Raw genomic sequence first — 25,829 nt, 5'->3', positions numbered from 1 at the left:
ACTAAATACCCTCAAAAAACTATTGCGACAGGACAGCAACCACATCAAAAGCGATAAATAGGTCAGCAGTGCTGTCTTTTCTTTATTCCGAGCTTGGCTTATTCGATCTTTAGACGGATTTGGTCAGAGGGACGGAATATGGCAAAGCAGGTCATGCTGAAATTTACCGATGTAGCGCGGGACATGCCGGAGAAACGTCCGCCCAATCTACGCCGCTCAGATTTCGACGAGATTTATGCAGAGTACGCCGACGAGAAGGCAAAGGAGCAATCCAGCCGCTGTAGCCAGTGTGGCGTGCCCTATTGCCAGAGCCATTGCCCGTTGCAAAACAACATCCCCGATTGGCTGCGCCTGACCGCCGAGGGGCGGTTGCAGGAAGCCTATGAACTGTCACAGGCCACCAATACCTTTCCCGAGATTTGTGGCCGTATCTGCCCGCAGGACCGCCTGTGCGAAGGTAACTGCGTGATCGAACAATCCGGCCACGGCACCGTGACCATCGGGTCGGTGGAGAAATACATCACCGATACGGCCTGGGAAAAGGGCTGGGTCAAGCCGATCAAACCGGCACAGGAGCGCACCGAAAGCGTGGCGATCATTGGTGCTGGCCCCGGCGGGTTGGCGGCGGCGGATGTGCTGCGGCGCGAGGGCGTGCAGGTCACGATCTATGACCGCTATGACCGCGCGGGCGGGCTGCTGACCTATGGCATCCCCGGCTTTAAGCTGGAGAAAGACATCGTGATGCGCCGCAACGATCAGCTTGCCGAGGGCGGGGTGAATTTCGTGCTGGATTGCGACGTCGGCACCGACATCAGCTTTGGCGCCATCCGGGGCAAGCACGACGCGGTGATCATTGCCACAGGTGTTTATAAAACAAGGGAAATTCAGGCCCCCGGTGTGGGTGGTCTGGGCGTGGAGCGTGCGATTGATTTCCTGACGGCAAGCAACCGCAAAAGCTTTGGCGATGCCGTGCCGGAATTCGACAATGGCCGCCTGAATGCCGAGGGTAAAAAGGTGGTTGTAATCGGTGGCGGCGACACGGCGATGGACTGTGTGCGCACGTCGATCCGCCAAGGCGCGGAGAGCGTGAAATGCCTGTACCGCCGCGACCGGGCCAATATGCCGGGCAGCCAGCGAGAAGTGCAAAACGCCGAGGAAGAAGGCGTGGTGTTTGAATGGCTCAGCGCGCCCAAGGGCTTTGTCGGTGATCCGGTGACCGGTGTGATGGTGCAAAAGATGCGCCTTGGCGCGCCGGATGTGACGGGCCGCCAAGCGCCTGAGGTGATCGAGGATGCGGATTACGTTGAAGACGCCGATCTGGTGATCATGGCGCTGGGGTTTGAACCCGAAGACCTGCCGACGCTCTGGGACGAGCCGGACCTGCCAGTAAACCGCTGGGGCACGATCAAGGCCGACTATGTGACCGGGGCCACCGCGCTGGAAGGTGTCTATGCCGTGGGGGACATTGTGCGCGGGGCCAGCCTTGTGGTTTGGGCGATCAAGGACGGGCGTGACTGCGCGCAGGCAATATTGAGCAATTTCAAAGGCATGCAGCGCATAGCTGCGGAGTGACATGAAGATTTGTTACCAACAGGTTAAATGTCACACGGTGTACACTGGGCGTACACCGCGCGTGCATACGCTGGATTCAGGTGCAAAAGTCCAAAGGTCAGCATTGATGACCTACAATGGGAAAGGTGTGAAGAATGTCTGAAGACGTACATCACGGCCATTGCCTGTGTGGGGCGGTAACGGTTGACGTGACCGGGCCGCTTGGCACGGTTTCCGCCTGCCATTGCGGGGCGTGCACCCGGTGGACGGGATCGGTGCTGATGTCGCTGGAGATACCGCGCGACCGGGTTCGGAGCGCCGGGCCGATCAAGACCTATGCCTCGTCCAGTTTTGCCGAGCGGGCGTGGTGCGAGGATTGTGGCACGGCGGTGTGGTTTGCCGACACCGAAGGCGATGGCACCAAGGTGCTGGAATTGGCACCGGGGCTGTTTGATGGGTTTGGCGGGGCGAAGTTGGCCCGTGTTGTTTATGCCGACCGTGCGCCGGAGGGTGTGGCGCTGGCGGGGGATTTGCAGCGGGTGAGCAAGGCCGACTACGAGGCCGAAAACCAGCATGTGGAGGAGAGCCAATGAGCAAGATCAACGGCAAATGCCTGTGCGGCGCGGTGACGGTGACGTTTGAGGCGCTGAAAGATGAACTGGGTGCGTGCCATTGCGAGATGTGCCGCCGCTGGACCGGCAGTGCCTTTCTTGAGATCGACGCCAAGCCGGGGAGCCTGACGCACGAAGGGCCGGTGAAATCCTATGCTTCATCCGACTGGGCGGAACGCGCGTGGTGTGACGCCTGCGGCAGCACCTTGTGGTATCATCTGACGCTGCCGGGACATGATTATTATTCCGTTTCCGCCGGGCTGGTCGATGACGCCGCCGGGCTGACATTGAAAACCGAAATTTACATAGATGTGAAGCCAGCGGGCTATGCCTTTGCCGGGGACCACGCAACCAAAACCAAAGCCGAAGTCGAAGCAGGATTTGCGGCGTTTGTGGAAGGAAACAAGCCATGACCAAATATGATGACGCCTGGGTTGCCCGCGAAGAAGCCAAACGCGCGATGATGGCCGAACAGGGGCTGTATAGCCCGGAGGAGGAACATTCCTCTTGTGGGGTTGGTCTGGTGGTCAACATCAACGGCGAAAAAACCCGTGAAGTGGTGTTGAACGGGATCAAGGCGCTGAAAGCGATCTGGCACCGCGGCGCGGTGGATGCCGATGGGATGACCGGCGATGGCGCGGGTATTCATGTGCAGATCCCGGTCAATTTCTTTTGGGACCAGGTCAAGCGCACCGGCCATACCCCGCGCGAAGACGAGCTGTTTGCCGTGGGGCAAGTGTTTTTGCCGCGCACCAACTTTGCGGCACAAGAGACCTGTCGGACCATCGTTGAGACCGAAGTCCTGCGCATGGGGTATTACATTTATGGCTGGCGTCATGTTCCGGTGGATGTGTCGGTGCTGGGCGGTAAGGCCAATGCGACCCGGCCCGAGATTGAGCAGATCTTGATCTCTAACGCCAAGGGTGTGGATGAAGATACGTTTGAGCGTGAGCTATATGTGATCCGGCGTCGGATCGAGAAGGCCGCGATTGCAGCACAGGTGCCGCAGATGTACATCGCGTCGATGTCGTGCCGGTCGATCATCTATAAGGGCATGATGTTGGCGGAACAGGTGGCGGAGTTTTATCCCGACCTGAAAGACGACCAATTCATCAGCGCCTTTGCGATCTATCACCAGCGCTATTCGACCAATACCTTTCCGCAGTGGTGGTTGGCGCAGCCGTTTCGGATGTTGGCCCATAACGGCGAGGTCAACACGCTGAAGGGCAACCTGAACTGGATGAAGAGCCACGAGATTCGCATGGCGTCGTCCACCTTTGGCGAGATGGCCGAGGATATTAAGCCGATCGTGGCCGCGGGATCGTCGGATAGCGCGGCGCTGGATGCGGTGTTTGAGGTGTTGGTGCGGGCAGGCCGGTCGGCGCCGATGGCGAAAACCATGCTGGTGCCGGAAAGCTGGTCCAAGCAGGCGGTGGAATTGCCGCAGGCCTGGCGCGACATGTATTCCTATTGCAACTCGGTGATGGAGCCGTGGGACGGCCCGGCGGCATTGGCGATGACCGATGGGCGTTGGGTGTGTGCGGGGCTGGACCGGAATGGTCTGCGCCCGATGCGCTATGTGGTGACGTCTGATGGGATGTTGATTGCCGGGTCAGAGGCCGGGATGGTGCCGCTGGACGAGGCCCGTGTGGTGCGCAAGGGCGCGCTGGGGCCGGGGCAGTTGATTGCCGTCGATATGGAAGAGGGCAAGCTGTTTCATGATCAGGAGATCAAGGACAAGCTGTCTGCCAACCAACCGTTTGGTGAATGGGTCGGCAAGATCAACGAGCTGGATGATGCGCTGGGCGCGGTGACGGAAAAGCCGCTGTTCGAGGCAGGCGAATTGCGCCGCCGGCAGGTCGCTGCGGGCTATACCATTGAGGAGTTGGAGCAGATTCTGGCGCCGATGGCCGAGGACGGCAAGGAGGCGCTGGCGAGCATGGGTGATGATACCCCGTCAGCCGTGTTGTCGAACCAGTACCGCCCGCTGAGCCATTTCTTTCGCCAGAACTTTAGCCAGGTGACGAACCCGCCGATTGACAGTCTGCGCGAATACCGGGTGATGAGCTTGAAGACGCGGTTCGGGAACCTGAAGAACGTGTTGGACGAGGACAGCAGCCAGACCGAAATTCTGGTGTTGGACAGTCCGTTTGTCGGCAATGCCCAGTTTGATGAGCTGGTGACGCATTTCAAGTCGGACACGGTGACGATTGATTGCAGCTTTGCCCCCGGCAGCGGCAATCTGAACGCCGGTTTGGCGCGTATCCGGGCCGAGGCGGAGGACGCGGTGCGGTCGGGTGCGGGGCATCTGGTGCTGACGGATCAATTCAGCGCTGCCGATAAGGTGGCGATGCCGATGATCCTGGCGACCAGTGCGGTACACAGCCATTTGGTGCGCAAGGGGCTGCGGACGTTCACGTCGCTTAACGTGCGGGCGGCGGAATGTGTGGACGCGCATTACTTTGCCGTGCTGGTGGGCTGTGGCGCGACCGTGGTGAACGCCTATCTGGCTGAGGATTCCTTGGCCGATCGCATCGGGCGCGGATTGCTGGACATGACGCTGACGCAGGCGGTGCAGAAGTACCGGGAGGCGATTGATCAGGGTCTGTTGAAGATCATGGCGAAGATGGGGATCAGCGTAATCTCGTCGTATCGCGGGGGGCTGAACTTTGAGGCCGTTGGCCTGTCGCGCGCCATGTGTGCGGAATTCTTCCCCGGTATGACCAGCCGCATCAGCGGCATTGGTGTGTTGGGCATTCAGCGCAAGGCCGAGGAAGTGCATGACAAGGGCTGGCGCGGGGATGGGGTGGTGATGCCCATCGGCGGTTTCTACAAGGCGCGCAGCAGCGGCGAAACCCACGCCTGGGAGGCCAGCAGCATGCATATGTTGCAGATGGCCTGCAACCGCGCGTCCTATCAGATGTGGCAGCAGTATTCGAAAAAGATGCAGAGCAACCCGCCGATCCATCTGCGCGATCTGTTGGATTTCAAACCACTGGGCGCGCCTGTCGGGCTGGAAGAGGTGGAGAGCATCACCTCGATCCGCAAGCGTTTCGTGACACCGGGCATGTCGCTGGGCGCGCTGAGCCCAGAGGCGCATAAGACGCTGAACGTGGCGATGAACCGTATCGGGGCGAAGTCTGACAGCGGCGAAGGCGGCGAAGATCCGGCGCATTTTGTGCCAGAGGCGAACGGCGACAACCCAAGCGCCAAGATCAAACAGGTGGCATCGGGGCGCTTTGGCGTGACGGCGGAGTATCTGAACCAGTGTGAAGAGTTGGAGATCAAGGTCGCCCAAGGGGCCAAGCCCGGCGAGGGCGGGCAGTTGCCAGGCATGAAAGTGACCAAGCTGATTGCCCGGCTGCGCCATTCGACGCCCGGTGTGATGTTGATTTCTCCACCGCCGCACCACGATATCTATTCCATCGAAGACCTTGCGCAGCTGATTTATGACCTCAAGCAGATCAACCCGCGCTGCAAGGTGACGGTAAAGCTGGTGGCATCCAGCGGTGTCGGCACCATTGCGGCAGGTGTGGCCAAGGCCAAGGCGGATATCATCCTGATTTCTGGCCACAATGGCGGCACCGGGGCATCGCCTGCGACCTCGATCAAATACGCAGGTCTGCCGTGGGAAATGGGCCTGACCGAAGCGCATCAGGTGCTGAGCATGAACAACCTGCGCGACCGGGTGACATTGCGCACCGATGGCGGTTTGCGCACCGGGCGTGACATTGTGATGGCCGCGATGCTGGGGGCCGAGGAATACGGCATCGGCACTGCCGCGCTGATCGCGATGGGCTGTATCATGGTGCGCCAGTGCCAGAGCAACACCTGCCCGGTTGGCGTTTGTACGCAGGACGAAGCGTTGCGGGACAAGTTCACCGGCAATGCGGATAAGGTTGTGAACCTGATCACCTTCTACGCGACCGAAGTGCGCGAGATTCTGGCCAGCCTTGGGGCGCGCAGTCTGGATGATGTCATCGGGCGGGCCGATCTGTTGGCGCAGGTCAGCCGGGGGTCGGCGCATCTGGATGATCTGGATTTGAACCCGCTGTTGATCACCGTCGATGGGGCGCACCAAAACGTCTATGACCGGGATAAGCCGCGTCAGGTGGTGATTGACACACTGGACGAACAGATCGTGCGTGATGCGGCGCGGTTCCTAAAGGACGGCGAAAAGATGCAGTTGAGCTATGCGGTGCAGAACACGCACCGTACGGTCGGCACGCGGATCAGCAGCCATATCGTGAGCAAATTCGGGATGCGCAACACTCTGCAACCTGATCACCTGACGGTAAAGCTGACGGGCAGTGCCGGGCAGTCCTTGGGGGCCTTTGCGGCACCGGGGCTAAAGCTGGAAGTGTCTGGGGATGCCAACGATTATGTCGGCAAGGGTCTGTCGGGTGGCATGATCGTGGTGCGGCCGTCGATGGCCAGCCCGATTGTAGCGTCTGAAAACACCATCATTGGCAACACGGTGCTTTATGGCGCGACGGCGGGGTATCTTTTTGCCGCCGGTCGGGCCGGGGAACGCTTTGCCGTGCGCAACTCTGGCGCGCATGTGGTGATCGAAGGCTGCGGCAGCAATGGTTGTGAATATATGACCGGTGGTGTGGCCGTTATTCTGGGCGAGATCGGCGCGAATTTTGCCGCCGGGATGACCGGAGGGATGGCCTATCTGTATGATCCCGAAGGCCGCGCGCCGGTGCTGATGAATGCCGAAACCATTGTCACCTGCGCGGTGACCGTTGACCACTGGCTTGACCAGTTGAAGACCTTGCTGGAGCAGCATCTGCAAGAGACCGGCAGCCGCAAGGCGGGGGACATCCTGCAACATTGGGACAGCGAAAAGCACAACTTTTTGCAGGTTTGCCCCAAGGAAATGCTGGTGCATCTGCCTGCACCGCTGGCTGTGGAAGAGACCGCAATTCCGGCGGAGTGATGTGACTGCCCCGCGTCGCCGGGTTATGGCGGCGCGGGGGTAACGAGGGCGAGCGCCTGTCCGTGGGGTGGCGACGCAAACGGCTATTCGTGCCACTTTATGGTGCAGCGGTAATGCGCCTTATCAAACTTGACCCCAGCCTTGATAAATCGCCTCCCCGTGGGGCGGGCAGGCGATGGCCCGGCGCCTGCGGCTTGACTCCGGGCGGGTGGCATTATGGGCGTGGCGCGCGCTTTGCGCGTATGTTGTTGGCTGGGCTGGCAACCGTCTGTCTGCGGGCTACCTTTCGACGGTGTTTGTGCGAGGGGTCCGCGGTATGCTGCGACAGTTAATGGTGGTGATGGTTCTGGGCCTCGCGGCCTGTACCGATGCCGCACCGCGGGGCGGTGGTGACATCCTGGCGCTGGGCGATTCCGTGATGGCGTGGAACGGCGGATCAGGGGCGGCTATTCCCGATGTGATTGGCCAGAAACTGGGCCGTGTTGTGGTCAGCCGGGCGGTGCCGGGGGCGCAGTTCGACAACAACTCGACCATCGCCGGGGCGGTTGGATTTGATATCAAGCGGCAGTTGCCGGGCGGGCGCTGGCGCTGGATCGTGATCAATGGCGGGGCCAACGATCTGAGCGCCGATTGCGGCTGCGGTGCCTGTGGTCCACAGGTGGACGCGCTTATCAGCAACGATGGCACCAGCGGCAGCATCCCCGCCTTTGTGCAGCGGATGCAGGCGCAGACCGGGGCGCAGGTGATCTGGATGGGGTATTACGCGGGGTCCGGGCGCGGCGGCTTTGCCGGGTGCCGGGATGATCTGGTTGAAATGGAAGCACGGCTGGCGCGGATGGCGGCACGGCGGGACGGGTTTCATTTCGTTGACGCCGAGGATGTGATTGATCGCGGCGACCGCAGCCTGTTTGCCGCAGATAACATCCACCCCTCGCCGCGCGGGTCCGCCCTGATCGGTGCCTACATGGCGCAGGCGATTTCGCAGCGCGAGGGGCGTTCACAAACCGGTCGGAGCCCCCTATAGCTGGGCCATGGCGACACGCAAGGCAGGCAGCAAGAAAACCAAGACCCCCGCAGGGCGGCGCATCAAACGGCGCATCGTCTGGTGGGTGCTGCGCGCGGTGTCGGTGGTGTTTATGCTGGCGGTGGCGCTGACCGTGCTGTGGGCGGTATTCAACCCGCCCACCACCGCCTATATGTTTTCTGAGGGTCGCAGGCTGGGCGGGGTTGAACACCGCTGGGTCGCGATGGCGGATATTGCCCCGGTTATGGCGCGGTCTGCCGTGGCGGCCGAAGATGCAAATTTCTGCCATCATTGGGGTTTTGATCTGCGGGCGATCAAGCTGGCAATTGAACAGGGGTCGGCGCGTGGGGCGTCGACGATCAGTCAGCAGGTGGTGAAGAACGTCTATCTTTGGCAGGGGCGATCCTGGCTGCGCAAAGCGATGGAAGCGATGATGACCCCGGTGGTCGAACTGATCTGGTCAAAACGCCGGATTGTCGAGGTCTATCTAAATGTTGCGGAGTTTGACGAGGGTGTTTTCGGGGTCGAAGCGGCGGCGCGGCATTACTTTGGTGTGACGGCGGCGGACCTGAGTGCGACCCAGGCGGCGCGTCTGGCTGCAATCCTGCCTGCGCCCAAGGACCGATCGGCCGCGAACCCCAGCAACTTTGTCCGCAAACGCACAGCACAGATCCGCGACGGGGCGGCGACCATTCGCGCGGACGGGCGGGCGGCCTGTTTCGAGAGTTGAAAATCCCCGCCGCGCAGGGCATGGAAGGGGACCACCCCAATTTTCCCAGCGGATTCCCTATGATGGCTCGTTTGTTTCATGTTCCCCTTTCCCCTTTCTGTCGCAAGGTGCGGCTGAGTCTCGCGGAGAAGAAGATTGAAGTGGAGCTGGTCGAGGAACGCTATTGGGAGCAGGACCCCGATTTCATGCGCCGCAATCCGGCGGGCAAAGTGCCTGTGCTGCGGCTGGATGGCATCATGATGTCCGAAAGCGCCGCGATCTGTGAATATATTGAGGAAACCCGGCCCGAAGCGGGGCTGCTGCCGAAAGACCCGGTACAGCGGTTGGAAGTACGGCGGATTGTGAGCTGGTTCGATGACAAGTTCCACGACGAGGTGACGTCGAAGCTGCTGTATGAGCGGGTGAACAAGAAGGTGATGAAGCAGGGCTATCCCGACAGCAAGAACGTGAAAGCGGGGGCCAAGGCGATCAAATACCATCTGGATTACATGACCTGGCTGCTGGATCACCGCCGCTGGTTGGGGGGCGATGTGATGACGCTGGCGGATTTTGCCGCAGCGGCGCATCTGTCGTCGCTGGATTACATTTCGGACGTGGATTGGAACCGGTCGGATGTGGTGAAGGACTGGTACGCCAAGATCAAATCGCGCCCGGCGTTTCGGTCCATTCTGGCGGATCAGGTGCCGGGGTTTCCGCCGCCTGTGCATTATAACAACCTGGATTTCTAGGAGGCGGCGCTGGGGGTTTTCCACCCCCAGACCCCCGGAAGGGTATTTTTGACCCAAAAAAGTAAAGATTTGAAGGATCGGTTGGTGGCTGAGGCGCGGGCCGAGGGGTTTGTTGCGTGCCGGGTGTGCCGCCCTTGGGATGTGCCGCAGGTGCCCGAGCGGTTGGCAGCCTTTGTGGCAGCCGGGTATCATGGGCAGATGGGCTGGATGGAAGAGCGGATGGCCTGGCGTGGCAACCCGGCAGCGCTGTGGCCGCAGGCGCGATCGGTGATCATGTTGGCCGAAAGCTATGCGCCGGAGCATGATCCGCGTGCTGTGTTGGGGCAGGCTGAGAAGGGGGCGATTTCGGTTTACGCGCAGGGGCGGGATTATCATGACATCGTCAAGAAACGGCTGAAGCGTTTGGCGCGGTGGTTGATCGCGCAGGAGGCCTGTGAGGTTAAGGTTTTTGTCGATACCGCGCCTGTGCCGGAGAAGGCATTGGCGCAGGCGGCGGGGCTGGGGTGGCAGGGCAAACATACCAATCTGTTGAGCCGGGATTTTGGCAACTGGGCCTTTTTAGGGTCTATTTTCACCACGCTTGAGCTGCCTGCGGACGCAGCAGAGGTGGATCATTGTGGATCGTGCCGGGCCTGTTTGGATGTTTGTCCGACGGATGCGTTTCCCGCGCCTTATCAGTTGGATGCGCGGCGGTGTATTTCCTATCTGACGATTGAACATAAGGGGCCGGTGGCGCCTGAGCTGCGGGCCAAGATGGGCAATCATATTTATGGCTGTGACGATTGTTTGGCGGCCTGTCCGTGGAACAAGTTTGCCGTGGCGGCCAGCGATATGCGCTATCACGGGGGGGAGGTGGCGCCGTCTGATCTGGCCGATCTGGTGCGTCTTGACGATGTGGCGTTTCGGGCGCGGTTTTCGGGGTCGCCTGTGAAACGTATCGGGCGCGACCGATTTATTCGAAATGTACTTTATGCCATTGGAAATTCAGGACAAGCTGCCCTGCGACCTGCGGCGCAAGGGCTGACCGAAGACGCGGATGCCACGGTGGCCGAGGCGGCACGCTGGGCGGTGGGGCGGCTGGAATAAGACAGGGAGACGTGCGTGGCGTTGTTATTGGGTGTGGATACGGGCGGAACCTATACCGATGCGGTGCTTATCCGTGACGATGAGGTGGTTGTCGCCTCGGCCAAGGCGCTGACGACGCGGCAGGATCTGGCGATCGGTGTCGGCGGCGCCGTGGGGCAGGTGTTGGCGCAATCGGGGGTGGCACCGGGCGAGATTGCCATGGCGTCGCTGTCCACGACATTGGCGACCAATGCCCTGGTCGAGGGGCAAGGCGGGCGCGTGGCGCTGATTTACATCGGGTTCAAGGCGCGTGATCTGGCGACCCATGGGCTTGGGGATGCGCTAAAGGGTGACCCATGTCTGCTGTTAGCCGGCGGGCATGACCATACCGGAACCGAGAGCGTGGCCTTGGATGAAGCGGCGCTGATCGCCTTTTTAGAGACACATAAAGACGATGTGAGCGGCTTTGCCGTGGCCAGTCAGTTTGCCACGCGCAACCCGGCGCATGAGGTGCGGGCGGCGGAATTGGTGGGGCAGATCACCGGGCGGCCTGTGTCGGCGTCACATCAGTTGTCGGCAAAACTGAACGGGCCTAAGCGCGCGCTGACGGCGGTGTTAAATGCGCGTTTGATCGGGATGATTGACCGGCTGATCGGGCGGGCAGAGGCCAAGCTGAGAGAGCTGGGGATTGATGCGCCGATGATGGTGGTGCGCGGCGACGGGGCGCTGATTTCAAGCGCGCAGGCGCGGCAACGGCCGATCGAGACGATATTGAGCGGGCCTGCGGCGTCGATCGTGGGGGCGCGTTGGTTGACGCAGGCCGATCTGGCGCTGGTGTCGGACATTGGCGGCACCACCACGGATGTGGCGCTGCTGCGTGACGGGCGGCCCGCGATTGACCCGGCTGGCGCGCGCGTCGGCCCCTATCGGACGATGGTCGAAGCGGTGGCCATGCGCACCAGCGGGCTGGGTGGCGACAGTGAGGTGCATTTCATCGCGGAGGGGCTGACCGGGGGGGTGACGCTGGGGCCAAAGCGGGTGCTGCCGATTGCGCTGATTGCTGTCGAAGCGCCGGAGGTCGTGCACGCGGCGCTGGACGCGCAACTGCGGCGTACGATGCCGGGCGAGCATGACGGCAGATTCGTGCGCGCGGTGGCGGGCCAGACTGCGGAGGGTATCGGCCCGCGTGAGGCGGCGCTGTTGGCGCGGATCGGAGAGGCGGTTCATCCGTTGGGCGATGTCCTGCGCGCGCGGGTGGAACAGGGTGCGTTGAACCGGCTGGTGGAGCGTGGATTGGTGCAGGTGGCGGGGGTCACGCCGTCGGACGCGAGCCATGTTTTGGGGCGGGTGCTGGAATGGGACACAGGCGCCGCGCGCAAGGCATTGCAGCTGTTCGGGCGCAGGCGCACCGGCGCAGGCAATACGCTGTCGACCAGCGAAGAGGCCGTGGCCGAGATGATAGTGGCACAACTGACGCAGCAGACGGTTTTGGCCTTGTTAGAGGCTGCTATTGCGGAAGAAGAGCCGCAGTTTGATCTGCCGCCGGACGTGTTGGCGCGGCATGTATTGATGCAACGCGGGCTGGCAGGCCATAGCGGGTTGGTGCGGTTGCAGACCGGGCTGACGGTGCCGGTGGTCGGTCTGGGCGCCTCTGCCGCGTGTTATTATCCGGCGGTGGGTGAGGCATTGGGAACCAGGATGATCCTGCCGGAACATGCGGGGGTGGCCAATGCTATCGGGGCTGTGGTGGGCCGGGTGACGATGCGGCAAAGCGGCAGTGTCACATCGCCGAGCGAGGGCAAATTCCGGGTGCATCTGCTGGAGGGGCCGCAGGATTTCGGCGATCAGGAAAGCGCGATGGCGTTGTTAGAGACTGTTTTGCGCGCGCGTGCGACGCGGGATGCCGAATTGGCAGGGGCCGCGGATATTCAGGTGACCGTCGCGCGCGACACCCGCACGGCCGGTGTTGAGGCGCGGGAGGTTTTTGTTGAGGCGATGATCACGGTTGAGGCGTCGGGTCGCCCGCGGGTGGCGGCGGGGTGACCCCCGCAAACTGGTTCCGGGGGTCACGTTCTGGAATTATCGTTTATTCAGCCGCTGCGCGTTTGGGCAGCACCCAGTCGGCGCGCGGGAAATGGCAGGTGTAGCCGTTTGGAATACGCTCCAGATAGTCCTGATGCTCTGGCTCGGCCACCCAAAAATCGCTGACAGGTTCGACGTCGGTCACGACCTTGCCCGGCCAGATGCCGGAGGCTTCGACATCTGCAATCGTCTCTAACGCAGTGTTTTTCTGCGCTTCGTCGACATAGTAGATTGCGGAGCGATAGCTCATCCCGCGGTCATTGCCCTGGCGGTTGATCGTGGTGGGATCATGAATCTGAAAGAAGAATTCCAGCAATTCCCGGTAGCTTGTTTTCGCCGGATCATAGGTGATCTCGATCGCTTCGGCGTGGGTGCCGTGGTTGCGATAGGTGGCATTCGGTACGTCGCCGCCTGTGTATCCGACGCGGGTGTCTATCACGCCCAAGCGGCGGCGGATCAGATCCTGCATGCCCCAGAAGCAGCCACCGGCCAATACTGCGCGCTGATGAGTCATGATACGTTCTCCACTTGATCTAGATATTCGCCGTAGCCTTCGGCCTGCATGTCGTCGCGGTGGACAAAACGCAAGGACGCGGAGTTGATGCAATAGCGCATTCCGCCACGGTCTGGTGGGCCGTCGGGAAAGACGTGGCCGAGGTGGCTGTCGCCATGGGCGCTGCGCACTTCGGTGCGGACCATGCCCAGCGACGCGTCTTGCAACTCGCTTACATGGGCGGGCTCGATCGGTTTGGTAAAGCTGGGCCAGCCGCAGCCGCTTTCGTATTTGTCGGCGCTGGCAAAGAGCGGTTCGCCGGAGACGATATCGACGTAGATGCCCGGCTCCTTGTTGCTGAGCAGCTTGCCGGTGCCGGGGCGTTCTGTGCCGCTTTCCTGGGTGACGTGGTATTCTTCGGGGGTGAGCGCCGCGATGGCGTCGGGATTCTTTTCGTAACGGGGCATGGCGTTCTCCTACTCGGACCCCTGTTCGGGGCGTGGCCTATTAGATGGGGTTGCGCGCGGAAATTCAAAGGGATTGTCTGTGGCGCGCACTGGAAAGTGAAGGCGGAGGGCGCGGCTGTGGTCAGGCGGGGGCGGACCACAACACCTTGCCGCCCTGTGCCTCGACCCCCGGCGGGATGCCATATGTCGCGCGGTAGCTTTTGGAGAAATGCGAGAGCGATTGAAAACCGCAGGCGACGCAGACATTGGTCACGGACAGGTCTGTTTGGCGCAGCAGGTTGCGGGCCTTATCAAGGCGCAGCAGCAGGTAGTGACGTTTGGGCGAGGTTTGCAGGTATTTGGCAAAGAGCCGTTCCAGTTGTCGTGTGGAGAGACTGACGCGGCCTGCAATCTCGTCCGGGCGCAGGGGGTCTTCGAGATTGGTTTCCATGATCTGCACGGCCTGCATCAGTTTGGAGTTTCGAATCTGCGGCGGCGCTTGCAGGGATATGCGCTGGCCGTGGCTATGGGCGCGGGGGGTGGTGTAGATCATTTGATCTGCGACCCATGTGGCCATGTCTGCCCCGTAGTCGCGTTGCAGGCGGTGCAGCATCATGTCCATCGACGCGGCCCCCCCGGCAGAGGTGAAGACGCGGCCATCGACCGAGAAGATGGTGTCTTCCATGATCACATCGGGGAGCATTTCGGCCAGGGCGGATTTGTATTCCCAATGGGTGGTCACCCGTTTTCCGCCGATCAGCCCGGCGAGCGCGAGCGTATAGGTGCCAGAGGATAGCGCGCCGAAGTCCATCCCCTTGCGAGTCTCGCGGCGCAGCCAACTTAGCAGGGATTTGGTGCTGCCTTGCCCCGCATTTTCGCCGGCGCAGACGATCAGGGTTTCGTCGCGGTGCAGGTCGGTCAGGGCGCTGTCCACGGCGATCGTGACGCCGTTGTAGGCCGCCACCGGCGCGCCGGTTTCGGAGATCAGTCGCCAGCGATAAAACTGCCGCCCGGAGGGGTGATGATTGGCCAGCGAAAGCGTGTCCAGCGCACAGGAAAAGCCCAGGGTTGAAAACCCCGGGATCAGCACGAAGGCGTAAGCTTTGGGTGGCGGCGTGTTGGTCATGCCGCCAGTTTTGCCGAGATTTCGACAGCGGGGCGTCCTATCTGCGGCACGCTTTGGCGCAGAAAAGACCTAGGCTTGTTTTTGCCGCGAGATTTGCACGGCAAGGATGCCGCCTGCGATGATCGCCACGCCAAGGATGTCGCGTGGGCCAAGGGTTTCGCCCAGCAACAAGGCCGCGATGGCGACGCCGAAAAACGGGTTGAGAAAATGGAAGGTGGCGCCACGGGTGGCCCCGATGCGGTTGACCAGCCAGAACCAGACCACAGTCGCCGCCAGACCGGGCACAAGGCAGGTATAGGCAAAGGCGGCGGCAAGTTTCCAATTCGGGTCGATGCGCGGGGTTTCGAACAGGAGGGTTGCAAGCGACAGCGCTACGCAGCCGACCAGCATTTGCAGCCCCACGACCATCAGGAAATTGCCGCCCGAGGTGGCACCGCGCACCAGCAGGGTGGCCGCCGTCAGGGCGATGACCCCGATGGCACAGAGCAGCAGGCCCGTGAGGTCAACATCGCCACCCAGACGCGCGCCCATAATGATCGCGACGCCCGCAATCCCGGCCAGCAGGCCGATAACCCCGAGGGGCCGCAGCCTTTCGCCCAAGAAGGCCCAGGCGGCAAAGCCGACCAGCAGCGGCATGGTGGAGGCGATGATGGCAGCGAGGGAAGCTTCGATGGTTTGCATGGCGACGAAGTTCAGGCCCAGGTAGACGGCGTTTTGCAGAACGCCAAAGATGATCGTGGCGCGCCATTGGGCGGGGGTCAAACGCCAGCTTTGCCCCAGCAGCAAGGCGATGCCGACGCCGATGAGGCCCGAGATCAGGTAGCGCAGAGAAAGGGCGAAAAGCGGCGAGGCATCGGCGACGATGATCCGGGCAGAAGTGAAAGCCGAGGACCACATGATGGCAAAGGCCAGCCCCATCAAAATTGCGCGAATGTCCATGTGCTGCCCCTGCCTTGCCCTAGGGACAAGCAATGGATGGATTTGCAGGGAAGGGCAAGGTGGGGGCTGTCGTTGAGAGAGGGCATCGCCTGCCTGCGGGGCGGGCAGGCGATGCCCGGCGCGCTGTGCGCGTTATTCCGGGCTGTTCCGCCCCACCGCACAAAAAAAGGGCCACCCGAAGGTGACCCTTTGAACTGTTGAAAAAGCCGGGGCTTATTCGTTCACGCTGTCTTTCAGCGCCTTTGCGATTGTCATTTTGACAACCTTGTCGGCTTCTTTCTTGAACTGCTCGCCGGTGGCAGGGTTGCGCACCATACGCTCTGGGCGTTCGCGGCAGTAGATTTTGCCGACGCCTGGCAGGGTGACTGCACCGCCGCCGGATACTTCGCGGGTGATCAACGCGCAAACGGCGTCAAGTGCTGCGCCTGCGGATTTCTTGTCTGTGCCCATGTCTTCTGCGAGTGCAGCAACGAGCTGAGTCTTTGTCATTGGTTTTGCCATCTTTTTATCTCCTTAGACTGCCCGAGTTTAGGGCCTCATGGCCGGAATGTAACGGTATGTAGTGGGATAACACAACGAATAGTGGCGTCAAAAATAGGAAAATATGCGATTTTCTGCCGTTTTTACCCTTACAGGAACGCGGTTTCGTCGAATGACCGCAGTTTCCGGCTGTGAATCCGCTCCAACGGGGTGCTGCGGAGCAGTTCCATGGCACGGATTCCAATCATCAAATGCCGCGCAACTTGGGTCTTATAGAAGTCTGAGGCCATGCCGGGTAGCTTTAATTCGCCATGCAGCGGTTTATCCGACACGCACAGCAGCGTTCCATAGGGCACCCGAAAGCGGTAGCCGTTGGCGGCGATTGTGGCGCTTTCCATATCAAGTGCCACGGCGCGTGATTGGCTGAGCCGCTGAACCGGGCCGGACTGGTCGCGCAGTTCCCAGTTGCGGTTGTCGATCGTGGCGACGGTGCCGGTGCGCATGATACGCTTAAGTTCGTAGCCTTCAAGCTGAGTGACCTGTGCCACGGATTGTTCCAGCGCAATCTGGATTTCGGCGAGCGCCGGGATCGGCACCCAGACAGGCAGATCGTCGTCAAGCACGTGATCTTCGCGGAGGTAGGCATGGGCGAGCACAAAATCCCCCAGCGCCTGCGTGTTGCGCAGGCCGGCACAGTGGCCGACCATCAGCCAGGCGTGGGGCCGCAGCACGGCGATGTGATCGGTCGCGGTTTTGGCGTTGGAGGGGCCAACCCCGATGTTGACCAGCGTGATCCCAGACCCGTCGGCGCGTTTCAGGTGGTAGGTGGGCATCTGCGGCGTCTTGAGAGTTTCGCGCAGGGGCGCATCACCGTCCGTGATCTCGGCGTTGCCGGTGGAGACAAAGGAGGTATAGCCGCTGTCGGGGTCGCGCAGCATGGCGCGGGCGTATTCCTCGAACTCGGTCACGTAGAACTGGTAGTTGGTGAACAGCACGTGACACTGGAAATGTTCCGGGTCAGTGGCGGTATAATGTGCCAGACGTGCGAGCGAATAATCCACGCGCTGCGCCGTGAACGGGGCCAGCGGGCGCACGTTGTCGGGCGGGACATAGGTGCCATTGACGATATCATCGTTGGTGGTGCTGAGGTCGGGCACGTCAAAGACATCGCGCAGCGTGAAATCGGCCGCCCCTTCCTGTGGGACGTTCAGCGATGGGTCGGCGGACATGGCGAAATGCACAGGGATCGGTGTTTCGGACGGGCCGATGATCACTGGTTGATCGTGGTTTTCGATCAGCAGGCCGATCTGCTGGATCAGGTAGCTGCGGAACAGGTCGGGCCGGGTGATCGTGGCCGAAAACGTGCCGGGAGAGGAAACATGGCCAAAGGCCAGACGGCTATCGACATGGGCGTAAGACGATGTGCGAAAACGCACCTCAGGGTAAAAGGCGCGGATGCGGGTCGGTGGGGCCTGGGTCTCCATCGCCTTGGCAAACTCGGTCCGCAGGAATCCGGTGGCCTGATTGTAAAGCTCGGTCAGGCGGTCCACCGCGGCGGTCGCATCGCGAAATTTCTCGGTCGGGAGGGTTTCGGGGGTCAGGATCGTGGTCATGTTTGTGGCTCTAACAAAGGGATAAATTCAAATTTCTTGACGTCGACAAGGCCCAGGTCCGAGATCCGCAGTTCCGGGATCACAACAAGGGCCAGAAGTGAATGTTGCATATAGGCGTTGTTGAGGGTGCAGCCGCAATCGCGCATCGCCTGCATCATCTTGTCGGCCTTGCCAGCGACATCTGCGGCGGGGCTGTCCGACATCAACCCGGCAATGGGCAGGTCGACCAGTGCCAGTTCGGTGCCGTCGCGGAAGATGGTGATGCCGCCGCCCACCGCGCGCAACCGGTTGGCGGCCAACGCCATCTGCTGCGCATCGGTGCCCACGACAATCATATGGTGGCTGTCATGGGCCACGGTGGAGGCCATAGCCATCTTGCCCTCATAGCCAAAGCCCGAGACAAAGGCGTTGACCACTGTCCCCTTGGCGCGGTGCCGTTCGACGAGCGCGATCTGGCAGACCTCGCCCGTGGCCTGCACCCGGCCATCGGTAACGGGCAATTCGAATTTAAGCGCCCGTGTCGGTGCCTGATTCTCGACCACACCGATGACGTTGGCGGTCACGGCATTTGCGCCTTCGGGGGCGGGGATGTTAAAATCATCCGCTGTCAGGTCACGCGCAATGTTCACGGTGTTACGCGCGGCATCGGGCCAATTAAAATGCGGGCAGTCGGCAAGGCATTCGCCGTCCTGCGCCACGATCTGCCCACGGGCCAAAACAGTCTCTATTGGTAGGGTTTTGAGGTCTGAGGTCAGGATCACATCGGCGCGGCGGCCGGGGGTGAGAGAGCCCACCTCGCGTTCCAGCCCAAAGTGGGTGGCGGTGTTGATCGTCGCCATTTGCAGCGCCACCAGCGGGTCACAGCCGCAGTCGATGGCGTGGCGGACGACGCGGTTCATATGCCCTTCGCTGACGATGGTGCCGGAATGGCTGTCGTCGGTGCATAGGATCGTGTTGCGCGGATCGAGCCCCTTTTCGGTGATGGCGGTGATCTGGGTTTCGACGTCATACCACGCGGAGCCAAGCCGGATCATTGACCGCATCCCCTGCCGCATCCGCGCAATCGCGTCTGCCTCGCAGGTGCCCTCGTGATCATCGGCGGGGCCTCCCGCGACATAGGCGGCAAAGGCGGGGCCAAGATCGGGCGAGGCATAATGCCCGCCCACGGTTTTGCCCGCGCGCTGGGTGGCGGCGATTTCGGCCAGCATCTTGGGGTCTGCGGCACTGACACCGGGGAAATTCATCATCTCGCCAAGACCAATGATGCCGGGCCATGCCATCGCTTCGGCGACATCATCGGCAGTGATTTCAAAGCCGGTGGTTTCAAGCCCCGGAGCGGAGGGCGCGCAGGAAGGCATTTGCGTGAAGATATTGATCGGCTGCATAAGCGCTTCGTCATGCATCATGCGCACGCCATCGAGGCCCAGCACATTGGCGATCTCATGCGGATCGGTAAATGCGGAGGTGGTGCCATGCGGGATGACGGCGCGGGCAAATTCCGCAGGAGTCAGCATGGTGGATTCGATATGCATATGCCCGTCGCAGAGGCCGGGGACCATAAACCGGCCCTTGGCGTCGATCATGCGAGTGGCATCGCCCCGGCAATGGCTGGCATCCGGCCCGACAAAGGCAATGCGCCCGGCGACAATGGCGATATCATGATCTGGTAGACATTCGCGGGTGTGAACATTGACCCAAATGCCACCCGTGATGATCGTGTCGGCAGGGCTGCGGCCCGCTGCAACATTGACCAATTCGGCGGCCACGTCTGGCCATGAGGGAAAAGTTTGATGTGTCATGTCCCAAGGTGCCACAAGGGCAGGGCAGGTTCAAGCGGGGCTGCGCGGGTTTCCCGGGTAGCGCCAGGCGCGGAGTGATAATGGTTCTTTGGCCAAAGAGACCTTATTAGGCTCTGTTTAGTGGGTTAAACAGGCGTTTGGTGATGCTCGGCATGAAACCGCGCCATTTCGCTCCGCAACCACGCGACAAACTTCTCTGCCGCAGGCAGGCTTTGTGCCGGGGCGGACTGGATCAGGTAATACGCCTCGTGCATCGGGGCGCGGTGGGCAAATGGTGCAATTAACTGGCCTGCGGTAATCATCCCGGCGGCGATGGTATCATGCGCCAGCGCCAGCCCGCCGCCCGCCGCCGCGATGGCCAGAGGCACTGAATATGTGGTGACATAGGTAATGGGCGGATTATCCCATGTTAGACCCTGTTCTTCGGCCCATATTGCCCAGTTTCCCATCATGCTGGAACAATCAAACAGGGGCTGCTGGGCAAGCGTCGCAAGCGAGACAGGGTAGCCCGGCGCGCAGACCGGATAATAGTCGCCACGGTGCAGCAGTTCCGCCACAACAGACGCGGGCGGGCGCAGGGAATAGCGGATTTCGATGTCGGCGCCTTCGACCATATGTTCAGGGGCCCAAAGTTCGGTCGAGATATCAAGCTGGATGTCCGGGTGCTGGCGCTGAAACTGCGGCAGGCGCGGGGCGAGCCACTGGATAGAAAAGGTCAGGTTACACTGCACGCGCAACAGGTCTTGGGTGGTTCGGGTGATTGCGCGGGTGCCATGGGTCAGGGTGCGAAATGCCTCTCGCACCACGGGCAGATAGGTCATGCCGGTTTGGGTCAGTTCCAGCGCACGGGCACGGCGGTGAAACAGTGGGCGGCCCAGATGCGCCTCAAGCGATTTGATCTGCTGACTGACGGCGCTTTGCGTCATGTTCAGATCGCCCGCCGCCCCGGTGAACGACAGATGTCGTGCGGCGGCCTCGAAGGCGCGCAGCCAGTTCAAGGGGGGCAGGGTATTGCGCTGCATAAACCATCCATAAGCTGCACTACTGGCAAACCTGCGTTTTTTTCGTTGGTCAGGCAAGGGGACTATCAGGCAGGCTGTGACAAAATCGCAGGAGCCGCAGATGAATAGCCCGACACGACAGAATATGGACCATTGGCAAGAGCGCGTTGATCTGGCTGCCGCGTTCCGCTGGACGGCGCGGTTGGACATGCACGAGGGCGTGGCGAACCATTTCTCAATGGCGGTGAACCCTGCGGGGACACAGTTTCTGATGAACCCGAACCAAGTGCATTTCAGCCGCATCAAAGCCAGCGATCTGCTGCTGATTGACGCCGATGATCCGGCGACGCTGGAAGGGCCGGATGCGCCCGACCCGACCGCCTGGGGGCTGCATGGTGGGGTGCATGGCGCCTGCAAACATGCGCGTTGTGTCATGCATGTGCATTCGATCCACGCAACGGTTTTGGCGTGTTTACAAGACAGCCGCCTGCCGCCAATCGACCAGAACTGTTGTACCTTTTTCAACCGGGTGGTGATCGACGAGGATTACGGCGGGCTGGCCTTTGGCGACGAAGGCGCGCGTTGTGCCAAGCTGCTAAGCGATCCCAAGCAGAAGGTCATGGTGATGGGCAGCCATGGTGTTCTGGTGATCGGTGATAGCGTCGCAGACACCTTTAACAGGCTCTATTATTTCGAGCGCGCGGCAGAGACCTATATCAGGGCGCTGCAAACCGGCATGCCGCTGCGCCGCATTCCTGATGACATTGCCGAGAAAACGGCGCGCGAGTTGGAAGAGTATCCAGAGCAGGATACGCGGCATCTGGCCGAGTTGAAGGCGATTTTGGACGCAGAAAGTTCCGATTATGACAAGTGAACTGCTGTATGGGCTGAGCGAAGAAAACCACATGATTGCCGATACCGTCCGCAACTTTGTGGAGCGCGAGATTTACCCGCATGAGGAGATGGTTGAGCGGTCGGGCGAGGTACCGCAAGAGATCGCCGATGAGATTAAGCGCAAGACAATCGAGCTGGGTTTCTACGCCTGCAACTTTCCCGAAAGCGTGGGCTGTGCCGGACTGAATCATCTGGAATTCGCGCTGGTGGAGCGTGAATTGGGACGTGGGTCGATGGCGCTGAACCACTTTTTTGGGCGGCCACAGAATATCTTGATGGCCTGTGAAGGTGACCAGGTCGAACGATACCTGATACCCGCTGTACGCGGAGAGCGGATGGATGCCCTGGCGATGACGGAACCCGGTGCGGGGTCGGACGTGCGCGGCATGAAATGCAACGCGGTGCGCGATGGCGGCGATTGGGTCGTGAACGGCACCAAGCATTTTATCTCGGGCGCGGAGCATGCTGATTTCATCATCGTTTTCATCGCCACAGGTGAGGACCAGACCCCCAAGGGGCCGAAGAAACGCATTACGGCCTTTCTGGTGGACCGCGGCACGCCGGGCTTTGTTATTCGGGACGGGTACAAGTCGGTCAGTCATCGTGGCTACAAGAATATGATCCTCGATTTTGACGATTGCCGACTGCCCGATGCGCAGGTTTTGGGTGAGGTCGATGGCGGGTTCGAGGTGATGAACACCTGGCTTTACGCCACGCGGATCACGGTTGCCACGATGAGCGTCGGGCGCGCGCGGCGGGTGTTTGACTATGCGTTGGAATATGCCGCGACGCGCGAACAGTTCGGTCAGAAAATCGGCAAGTTTCAAGGCGTATCGTTTCAGTTAGCGGATATGATCACCGAAATCGACGCCGCCGATCTGCTGACATTGGCGGCGGCGAACCGGCTGGACCGCGATCTGCCGGCCAACCGCGAGATCGCGAGTGCCAAGCTGTACGCGTCTGAGATGCTGTCGCGCGTGACGGATGCCGCGATACAGCTACATGGCGGTATGGGATTGATGGACGACTACCCGCTAGAACGCTTCTGGCGCGATGCACGGGTGGAGCGGATCTGGGACGGGACCAGCGAAATCCAGCGCCATATCATCAGCCGCGACATGCTGCGGGCGCTTGGGGCATGATGTTTCGCCGCGTGATCGCGCCGACCGCAGCGGGGGGCCAGCCCCCCGTCGCATGCGCGACTCCCCCCGCGGTATTTATGACTCAAAAAAGCCGAAAGGACGCTCTGGTTTACCGATCGTTAACTTTGGCAAGGTTAGATTTTCGTTGCGGTACAGGCGGAGGCGCCGATGACCGCACTCGGAAAAGTCCCCCGCTCGTCACGTACGGCGGGGGCACCTTGGGGCCTTCTTCTTACTTTTTTGAGTCAAAAATACCCTCCGCCGGAGGCATTGAATTTCTTTTGGCGGACCGACTGCCATGACGAGTGACCTCTCGCGGTTGTTGCGGCCCCGTCACATTGCCGTCATTGGCGGTGGCGCCTGGTGCACGCAGATCATTCGGCAATCGCGGCGGATGGGGTTTGGCGGCGGCATCCATCTGGTGCATCCCCGTGGCATTACCGTTGAGGGGGTAACAGCGGTCCCGAGCATTGCGGATCTACCGGTGGTGCCAGATGCGGTTTTCATCGGCGTGAACCGCCATGTCACCATTGATGTCGTCGCGGAGCTTTCTGCCAAAGGGGCAGGTGGTGCGGTGTGTTTCGCTTCGGGCTTTGCCGAGGCGCGGGCAGAGGATGAAACTGGGCGGGATTTGCAGGCCGCGTTGGTTGCCGCGGCGGGGGATATGCCGGTGCTGGGGCCGAATTGTTATGGCTTTATCAATGCGCTGGATGGCGCCTTGCTGTGGCCGGATCAGCATGGCTGCGGGCGGGTCGATCGAGGCGTGGCCATTCTGACGCAATCGTCGAACATCGCGATCAACCTGACCATGCAGCGGAGGGGGCTGCCGATTGCCTATACGGTCACGTGTGGCAACATGGCGCAGACCAGTCAGGCCCATATTGCCATGGCGCTTTTGGATGATCCGCGTGTCACGGCAATTGGTCTGCATGTTGAGGGTTTCGCCGATGTAGGGCTTTGGCATGTTCTGGCGCGCAAGGCGGCGGCGCGGGATGTGCCGTTGATCGTGCTCAAGGTCGGTGCGTCGGAGCAGGCGCAGCGCGCGACGGTATCGCATACGGCGTCTTTAGCGGGCAGTGATGCAGGGGCAGCGGCGCTGTTGCGGTATCTGGGGATCGCGCGGGTCTATGATCTGCCGACGTTTCTGGAAACGCTGAAGCTGCTGCATTGCAACGGGCGGTTGGACAGCAGGGCGCTGTCGTCGATTTCCTGCTCCGGCGGCGAGGCCAGTCTGGCCGCTGACACGGCGCTGGGCCGTGACGTGTATTTCCCGCAGTTGCAGGCGGCGCAGCGGGTGGCGCTGGCGGCAGCTTTGGGGCCGATGGTGGCGCTGTCGAACCCATTGGATTATCACACCTATATCTGGCGCGATGCGGCGCGGATGGCGGATGCCTGGTCGGCCATGGCCGCGGCGCATATTGCGCTGACGTTGGTCATCGTCGATTATCCGCACACCGATGCTTCTGATTGGGAATGCGCGACGCAGGCGGCGTTGGAGGTGCGGCGGCGCACCGGGCGGCCTGTTGCGGTTGTGAGCACCTTGCCGGAATTGCTGCCACGCGATGTGGTCGCGCGGCTGATGGCCGGCGGGGTTACCCCGTTGCAGGGACTGACGGAGGCGATTGCGGCGGCGGAGGCTGCGAGTTTGAGCGCCACGGCGTCGGCCCATCCGCCGTTGCGCGGCTCTGATCCGGCGGGCGTCACATTGATCACGGAGGATGTGGCGAAGTCCGAACTGGCGGGCTTTGGTTTGGCCGTGCCTTTGGGCTTAGGTGGGGGGACGGCGGCGGAGGTGGCGCAGGCAGCGGCGGCGTTGCAGGCGCCGTTGGTCCTGAAAGGCATCGGGCTGGCGCATAAGTCCGAAGCCGGGGCCGTGCGGTTGAACCTGCGCCCGGACGAGATCGAAGATGTGGCGGCGCAGATGTCGGCCCGTGCTTTTCTGGTTGAGGAGATGGTGCAGGGCGGTGTGGCGGAACTGTTGTTGGGGGTCACCAATGATGCGGCGCACGGGTTCGTGCTGACCCTGGGTGCGGGCGGCGTGCTGACCGAGTTGTGGCAGGACACGCAATCGCTGCTGTTGCCGATCGAACCTGCCGATATCGACGCCGCGTTGCGTCGCTTGCGCATCTGGCCCCTGCTAGACGGCTATCGCGGCACGCCGGGGGCCGATGTGTCGGCTGTGATTGCAGCGGTGATGGCGGTGCAGGCCTATGTGATTGCACATCATGCGACGCTCAGCGAAGTTGAGGTGAATCCACTGATTTGCACGCCCAACGGGGCAGTTGCAGTTGATGCGCTGATCAGGCGCGCCCTTGAAGGAGAATGACATGGACCCGATAAAGACCAAGGCCGAGGGCGGCATTCTGGAGGTGACGCTGGACCGGCCCAAGGCCAATGCGATTGATCTGATGACATCGCGGCGCATGGGCGAAGTCTTTGCCGAATTCCGTGACGATCCAGCGTTGCGCGTGGCGATTATCACTGGCGGGGGGCAGAAGTTTTTTTGCCCCGGTTGGGATTTGAAAGCGGCCGCCGATGGCGATGCGGTGGATGGGGATTACGGCGTTGGCGGGTTTGGCGGGTTGCAGGAGCTGCGCGGCTTGAACAAGCCGGTGATTGCAGCGGTGAACGGTATCGCCTGCGGCGGTGGTCTGGAACTGGCGTTATCGGCGGATATGATTTTAGCGGCGGATCATGCCAGTTTTGCGTTGCCTGAAATCCGCTCTGGCACCGTGGCGGATGCGGCCAGTGTGAAACTGCCAAAGCGCATTCCCTATCACATTGCGATGGAACTGCTGCTGACTGGACGTTGGTTTGATGCGGCAGAGGCCAAGGGCTGGGGGCTGGTGAACGAGATACTGCCCGCTGATCAACTTATGAAGCGGGCCTGGGAACTGGCGCGGCTGCTGGCCTCTGGTCCGCCGCTGGTTTACGCCGCGATCAAGGAAATCGTGCGCGATGCCGAGGATGCCAAGTTTCAGGATGCGATGAACCGCATCACCGGGCGGCAGTTGGAATCGGTGGATCGGCTTTATGCGTCCGAGGATCAGCTGGAGGGCGCGCGCGCCTTTGCGGAAAAGCGTGATCCGGTCTGGAAGGGAAAGTAGACCGCCGGTTGCCAGACAGGCGGTGTTGACGCTAACTGGCTGCGATTGGAATGGCG

21 protein-coding genes are annotated in these 25,829 nt (G+C 61.4%); 13 read left to right on the top strand and 8 right to left on the bottom strand.

Features of this window, described 5'->3' with window-relative positions; genetic code table 11:
* Positions 1-138: 138 nt before the first annotated feature.
* From AC1965_RS17825 to AC1965_RS17785, 9 genes are all read left to right on the top strand, one after another.
* Positions 139-1,572: an NAD(P)-dependent oxidoreductase gene (locus AC1965_RS17825; RefSeq protein WP_483885169.1), complete on the top strand. Its 1,434-nt coding sequence runs from the start codon at positions 139-141 to the stop codon at positions 1,570-1,572.
* A gap of 134 nt (positions 1,573-1,706) precedes the next feature.
* Positions 1,707-2,144, top strand: coding sequence for a GFA family protein (locus AC1965_RS17820; protein WP_483885168.1), 438 nt, complete (start codon positions 1,707-1,709; stop codon positions 2,142-2,144).
* A complete protein-coding gene (locus AC1965_RS17815) occupies positions 2,141-2,575 on the top strand; it encodes a GFA family protein (RefSeq protein WP_483885167.1) in 435 nt (144 codons plus the stop codon). The genes AC1965_RS17820 and AC1965_RS17815 overlap by 4 nt, the downstream gene beginning before the upstream one ends.
* A complete protein-coding gene (gltB, locus tag AC1965_RS17810) occupies positions 2,572-7,104 on the top strand; it encodes a glutamate synthase large subunit (protein ID WP_483885166.1) in 4,533 nt (1,510 codons plus the stop codon). Before AC1965_RS17815 ends, gltB begins: the two co-directional genes overlap by 4 nt.
* A 316-nt stretch (positions 7,105-7,420) precedes the next feature.
* Positions 7,421-8,128, top strand: a complete 708-nt coding sequence (locus tag AC1965_RS17805; protein WP_483885165.1) for an SGNH/GDSL hydrolase family protein — start codon at positions 7,421-7,423, stop codon at positions 8,126-8,128.
* 7 nt (positions 8,129-8,135) lie between these two features.
* Entirely contained in the window at positions 8,136-8,858 is a 723-nt protein-coding gene (gene mtgA, locus AC1965_RS17800; RefSeq protein ID WP_483885164.1) for a monofunctional biosynthetic peptidoglycan transglycosylase, read from the top strand.
* Positions 8,859-8,920: 62 nt separating this feature from the next.
* On the top strand, positions 8,921-9,586 hold the full coding sequence (gene fzlA / locus AC1965_RS17795; RefSeq protein WP_483887080.1) for an FtsZ-binding protein FzlA: 666 nt from the start codon (positions 8,921-8,923) through the stop codon (positions 9,584-9,586).
* Positions 9,587-9,634: 48 nt separating this feature from the next.
* A complete protein-coding gene (gene queG, locus AC1965_RS17790; protein ID WP_483885163.1) occupies positions 9,635-10,672 on the top strand; it encodes a tRNA epoxyqueuosine(34) reductase QueG in 1,038 nt (345 codons plus the stop codon).
* Between the two features lie 15 nt (positions 10,673-10,687).
* Positions 10,688-12,694 carry a hydantoinase/oxoprolinase N-terminal domain-containing protein gene (locus tag AC1965_RS17785; protein ID WP_483885162.1) on the top strand — a complete coding sequence of 669 codons (2,007 nt, stop codon included), beginning with the start codon at positions 10,688-10,690 and terminating at the stop codon, positions 12,692-12,694.
* Between the two features lie 43 nt (positions 12,695-12,737).
* Here AC1965_RS17785 and msrA read toward each other — a convergent pair whose 3' ends face one another.
* The 8 genes from msrA to AC1965_RS17745 all read right to left on the bottom strand — a co-directional run bounded on the left by msrA (position 12,738) and on the right by AC1965_RS17745 (position 20,651).
* Positions 12,738-13,247: a peptide-methionine (S)-S-oxide reductase MsrA gene (gene msrA, locus AC1965_RS17780; RefSeq protein ID WP_483885161.1), complete on the bottom strand. Its 510-nt coding sequence runs from the start codon at positions 13,245-13,247 to the stop codon at positions 12,738-12,740.
* The gene (gene msrB / locus AC1965_RS17775; RefSeq protein ID WP_483885160.1) at positions 13,244-13,693 is read right to left on the bottom strand and encodes a peptide-methionine (R)-S-oxide reductase MsrB; all 450 of its coding nucleotides are present in this window, start codon (positions 13,691-13,693) and stop codon (positions 13,244-13,246) included. Before msrB ends, msrA begins: the two co-directional genes overlap by 4 nt.
* A 121-nt stretch (positions 13,694-13,814) precedes the next feature.
* Positions 13,815-14,798, bottom strand: a complete 984-nt coding sequence (locus AC1965_RS17770; RefSeq protein WP_483885159.1) for a GlxA family transcriptional regulator — start codon at positions 14,796-14,798, stop codon at positions 13,815-13,817.
* A 69-nt stretch (positions 14,799-14,867) separates the two neighbouring features.
* A complete protein-coding gene (locus AC1965_RS17765; protein WP_483885158.1) occupies positions 14,868-15,737 on the bottom strand; it encodes a DMT family transporter in 870 nt (289 codons plus the stop codon).
* Positions 15,738-15,950: 213 nt separating this feature from the next.
* Complete coding sequence (locus tag AC1965_RS17760; protein WP_483885157.1) at positions 15,951-16,238, bottom strand: HU family DNA-binding protein; 288 nt, start codon at positions 16,236-16,238, stop codon at positions 15,951-15,953.
* Between the two features lie 128 nt (positions 16,239-16,366).
* The gene (locus AC1965_RS17755; protein WP_483885156.1) at positions 16,367-17,830 is read right to left on the bottom strand and encodes an AMP nucleosidase; all 1,464 of its coding nucleotides are present in this window, start codon (positions 17,828-17,830) and stop codon (positions 16,367-16,369) included.
* Entirely contained in the window at positions 17,827-19,629 is a 1,803-nt protein-coding gene (ade, locus tag AC1965_RS17750) for an adenine deaminase (protein ID WP_483885155.1), read from the bottom strand. Before ade ends, AC1965_RS17755 begins: the two co-directional genes overlap by 4 nt.
* A gap of 125 nt (positions 19,630-19,754) precedes the next feature.
* A complete protein-coding gene (locus AC1965_RS17745) occupies positions 19,755-20,651 on the bottom strand; it encodes a LysR substrate-binding domain-containing protein (RefSeq protein ID WP_483885154.1) in 897 nt (298 codons plus the stop codon).
* A 100-nt stretch (positions 20,652-20,751) separates the two neighbouring features.
* Here AC1965_RS17745 and AC1965_RS17740 point away from each other — a divergent pair, with 100 nt between their 5' ends.
* The 4 genes from AC1965_RS17740 to AC1965_RS17725 all read left to right on the top strand — a co-directional run bounded on the left by AC1965_RS17740 (position 20,752) and on the right by AC1965_RS17725 (position 25,773).
* Positions 20,752-21,504: a class II aldolase and adducin N-terminal domain-containing protein gene (locus tag AC1965_RS17740; RefSeq protein WP_483885153.1), complete on the top strand. Its 753-nt coding sequence runs from the start codon at positions 20,752-20,754 to the stop codon at positions 21,502-21,504.
* Complete coding sequence (locus AC1965_RS17735; protein WP_483885152.1) at positions 21,494-22,666, top strand: acyl-CoA dehydrogenase family protein; 1,173 nt, start codon at positions 21,494-21,496, stop codon at positions 22,664-22,666. Before AC1965_RS17740 ends, AC1965_RS17735 begins: the two co-directional genes overlap by 11 nt.
* A 298-nt stretch (positions 22,667-22,964) precedes the next feature.
* Complete coding sequence (locus AC1965_RS17730; RefSeq protein ID WP_483885151.1) at positions 22,965-24,992, top strand: acetate--CoA ligase family protein; 2,028 nt, start codon at positions 22,965-22,967, stop codon at positions 24,990-24,992.
* A gap of 1 nt (position 24,993) precedes the next feature.
* The gene (locus AC1965_RS17725; protein ID WP_483885150.1) at positions 24,994-25,773 is read left to right on the top strand and encodes a carnitinyl-CoA dehydratase; all 780 of its coding nucleotides are present in this window, start codon (positions 24,994-24,996) and stop codon (positions 25,771-25,773) included.
* Positions 25,774-25,829: the final 56 nt, after the last annotated feature.

This window comes from Sulfitobacter sp. KMM 9851 (assembly GCF_057178245.1).
Note: the sequence above shows the minus strand (reverse complement) of the source record. Positions and strands in the feature narration are given on the sequence as shown.

Coding starts and splice junctions, on each gene's coding strand:
- AC1965_RS17825 (WP_483885169.1), top strand. CDS start 139: ATGGCAAAGCAGGTCATGCTGAAATTTACCGATGTAGCGCGGGACATG.
- AC1965_RS17820 (WP_483885168.1), top strand. CDS start 1,707: ATGTCTGAAGACGTACATCACGGCCATTGCCTGTGTGGGGCGGTAACG.
- AC1965_RS17815 (WP_483885167.1), top strand. CDS start 2,141: ATGAGCAAGATCAACGGCAAATGCCTGTGCGGCGCGGTGACGGTGACG.
- gltB (WP_483885166.1), top strand. CDS start 2,572: ATGACCAAATATGATGACGCCTGGGTTGCCCGCGAAGAAGCCAAACGC.
- AC1965_RS17805 (WP_483885165.1), top strand. CDS start 7,421: ATGCTGCGACAGTTAATGGTGGTGATGGTTCTGGGCCTCGCGGCCTGT.
- mtgA (WP_483885164.1), top strand. CDS start 8,136: ATGGCGACACGCAAGGCAGGCAGCAAGAAAACCAAGACCCCCGCAGGG.
- fzlA (WP_483887080.1), top strand. CDS start 8,921: ATGGCTCGTTTGTTTCATGTTCCCCTTTCCCCTTTCTGTCGCAAGGTG.
- msrA (WP_483885161.1), bottom strand. CDS start 13,247: ATGACTCATCAGCGCGCAGTATTGGCCGGTGGCTGCTTCTGGGGCATG.
- msrB (WP_483885160.1), bottom strand. CDS start 13,693: ATGCCCCGTTACGAAAAGAATCCCGACGCCATCGCGGCGCTCACCCCC.
- AC1965_RS17770 (WP_483885159.1), bottom strand. CDS start 14,798: ATGACCAACACGCCGCCACCCAAAGCTTACGCCTTCGTGCTGATCCCG.
- AC1965_RS17765 (WP_483885158.1), bottom strand. CDS start 15,737: ATGGACATTCGCGCAATTTTGATGGGGCTGGCCTTTGCCATCATGTGG.
- AC1965_RS17760 (WP_483885157.1), bottom strand. CDS start 16,238: ATGGCAAAACCAATGACAAAGACTCAGCTCGTTGCTGCACTCGCAGAA.
- AC1965_RS17755 (WP_483885156.1), bottom strand. CDS start 17,830: ATGACCACGATCCTGACCCCCGAAACCCTCCCGACCGAGAAATTTCGC.
- ade (WP_483885155.1), bottom strand. CDS start 19,629: ATGACACATCAAACTTTTCCCTCATGGCCAGACGTGGCCGCCGAATTG.
- AC1965_RS17745 (WP_483885154.1), bottom strand. CDS start 20,651: ATGCAGCGCAATACCCTGCCCCCCTTGAACTGGCTGCGCGCCTTCGAG.
- AC1965_RS17740 (WP_483885153.1), top strand. CDS start 20,752: ATGAATAGCCCGACACGACAGAATATGGACCATTGGCAAGAGCGCGTT.
- AC1965_RS17735 (WP_483885152.1), top strand. CDS start 21,494: ATGACAAGTGAACTGCTGTATGGGCTGAGCGAAGAAAACCACATGATT.
- AC1965_RS17730 (WP_483885151.1), top strand. CDS start 22,965: ATGACGAGTGACCTCTCGCGGTTGTTGCGGCCCCGTCACATTGCCGTC.
- AC1965_RS17725 (WP_483885150.1), top strand. CDS start 24,994: ATGGACCCGATAAAGACCAAGGCCGAGGGCGGCATTCTGGAGGTGACG.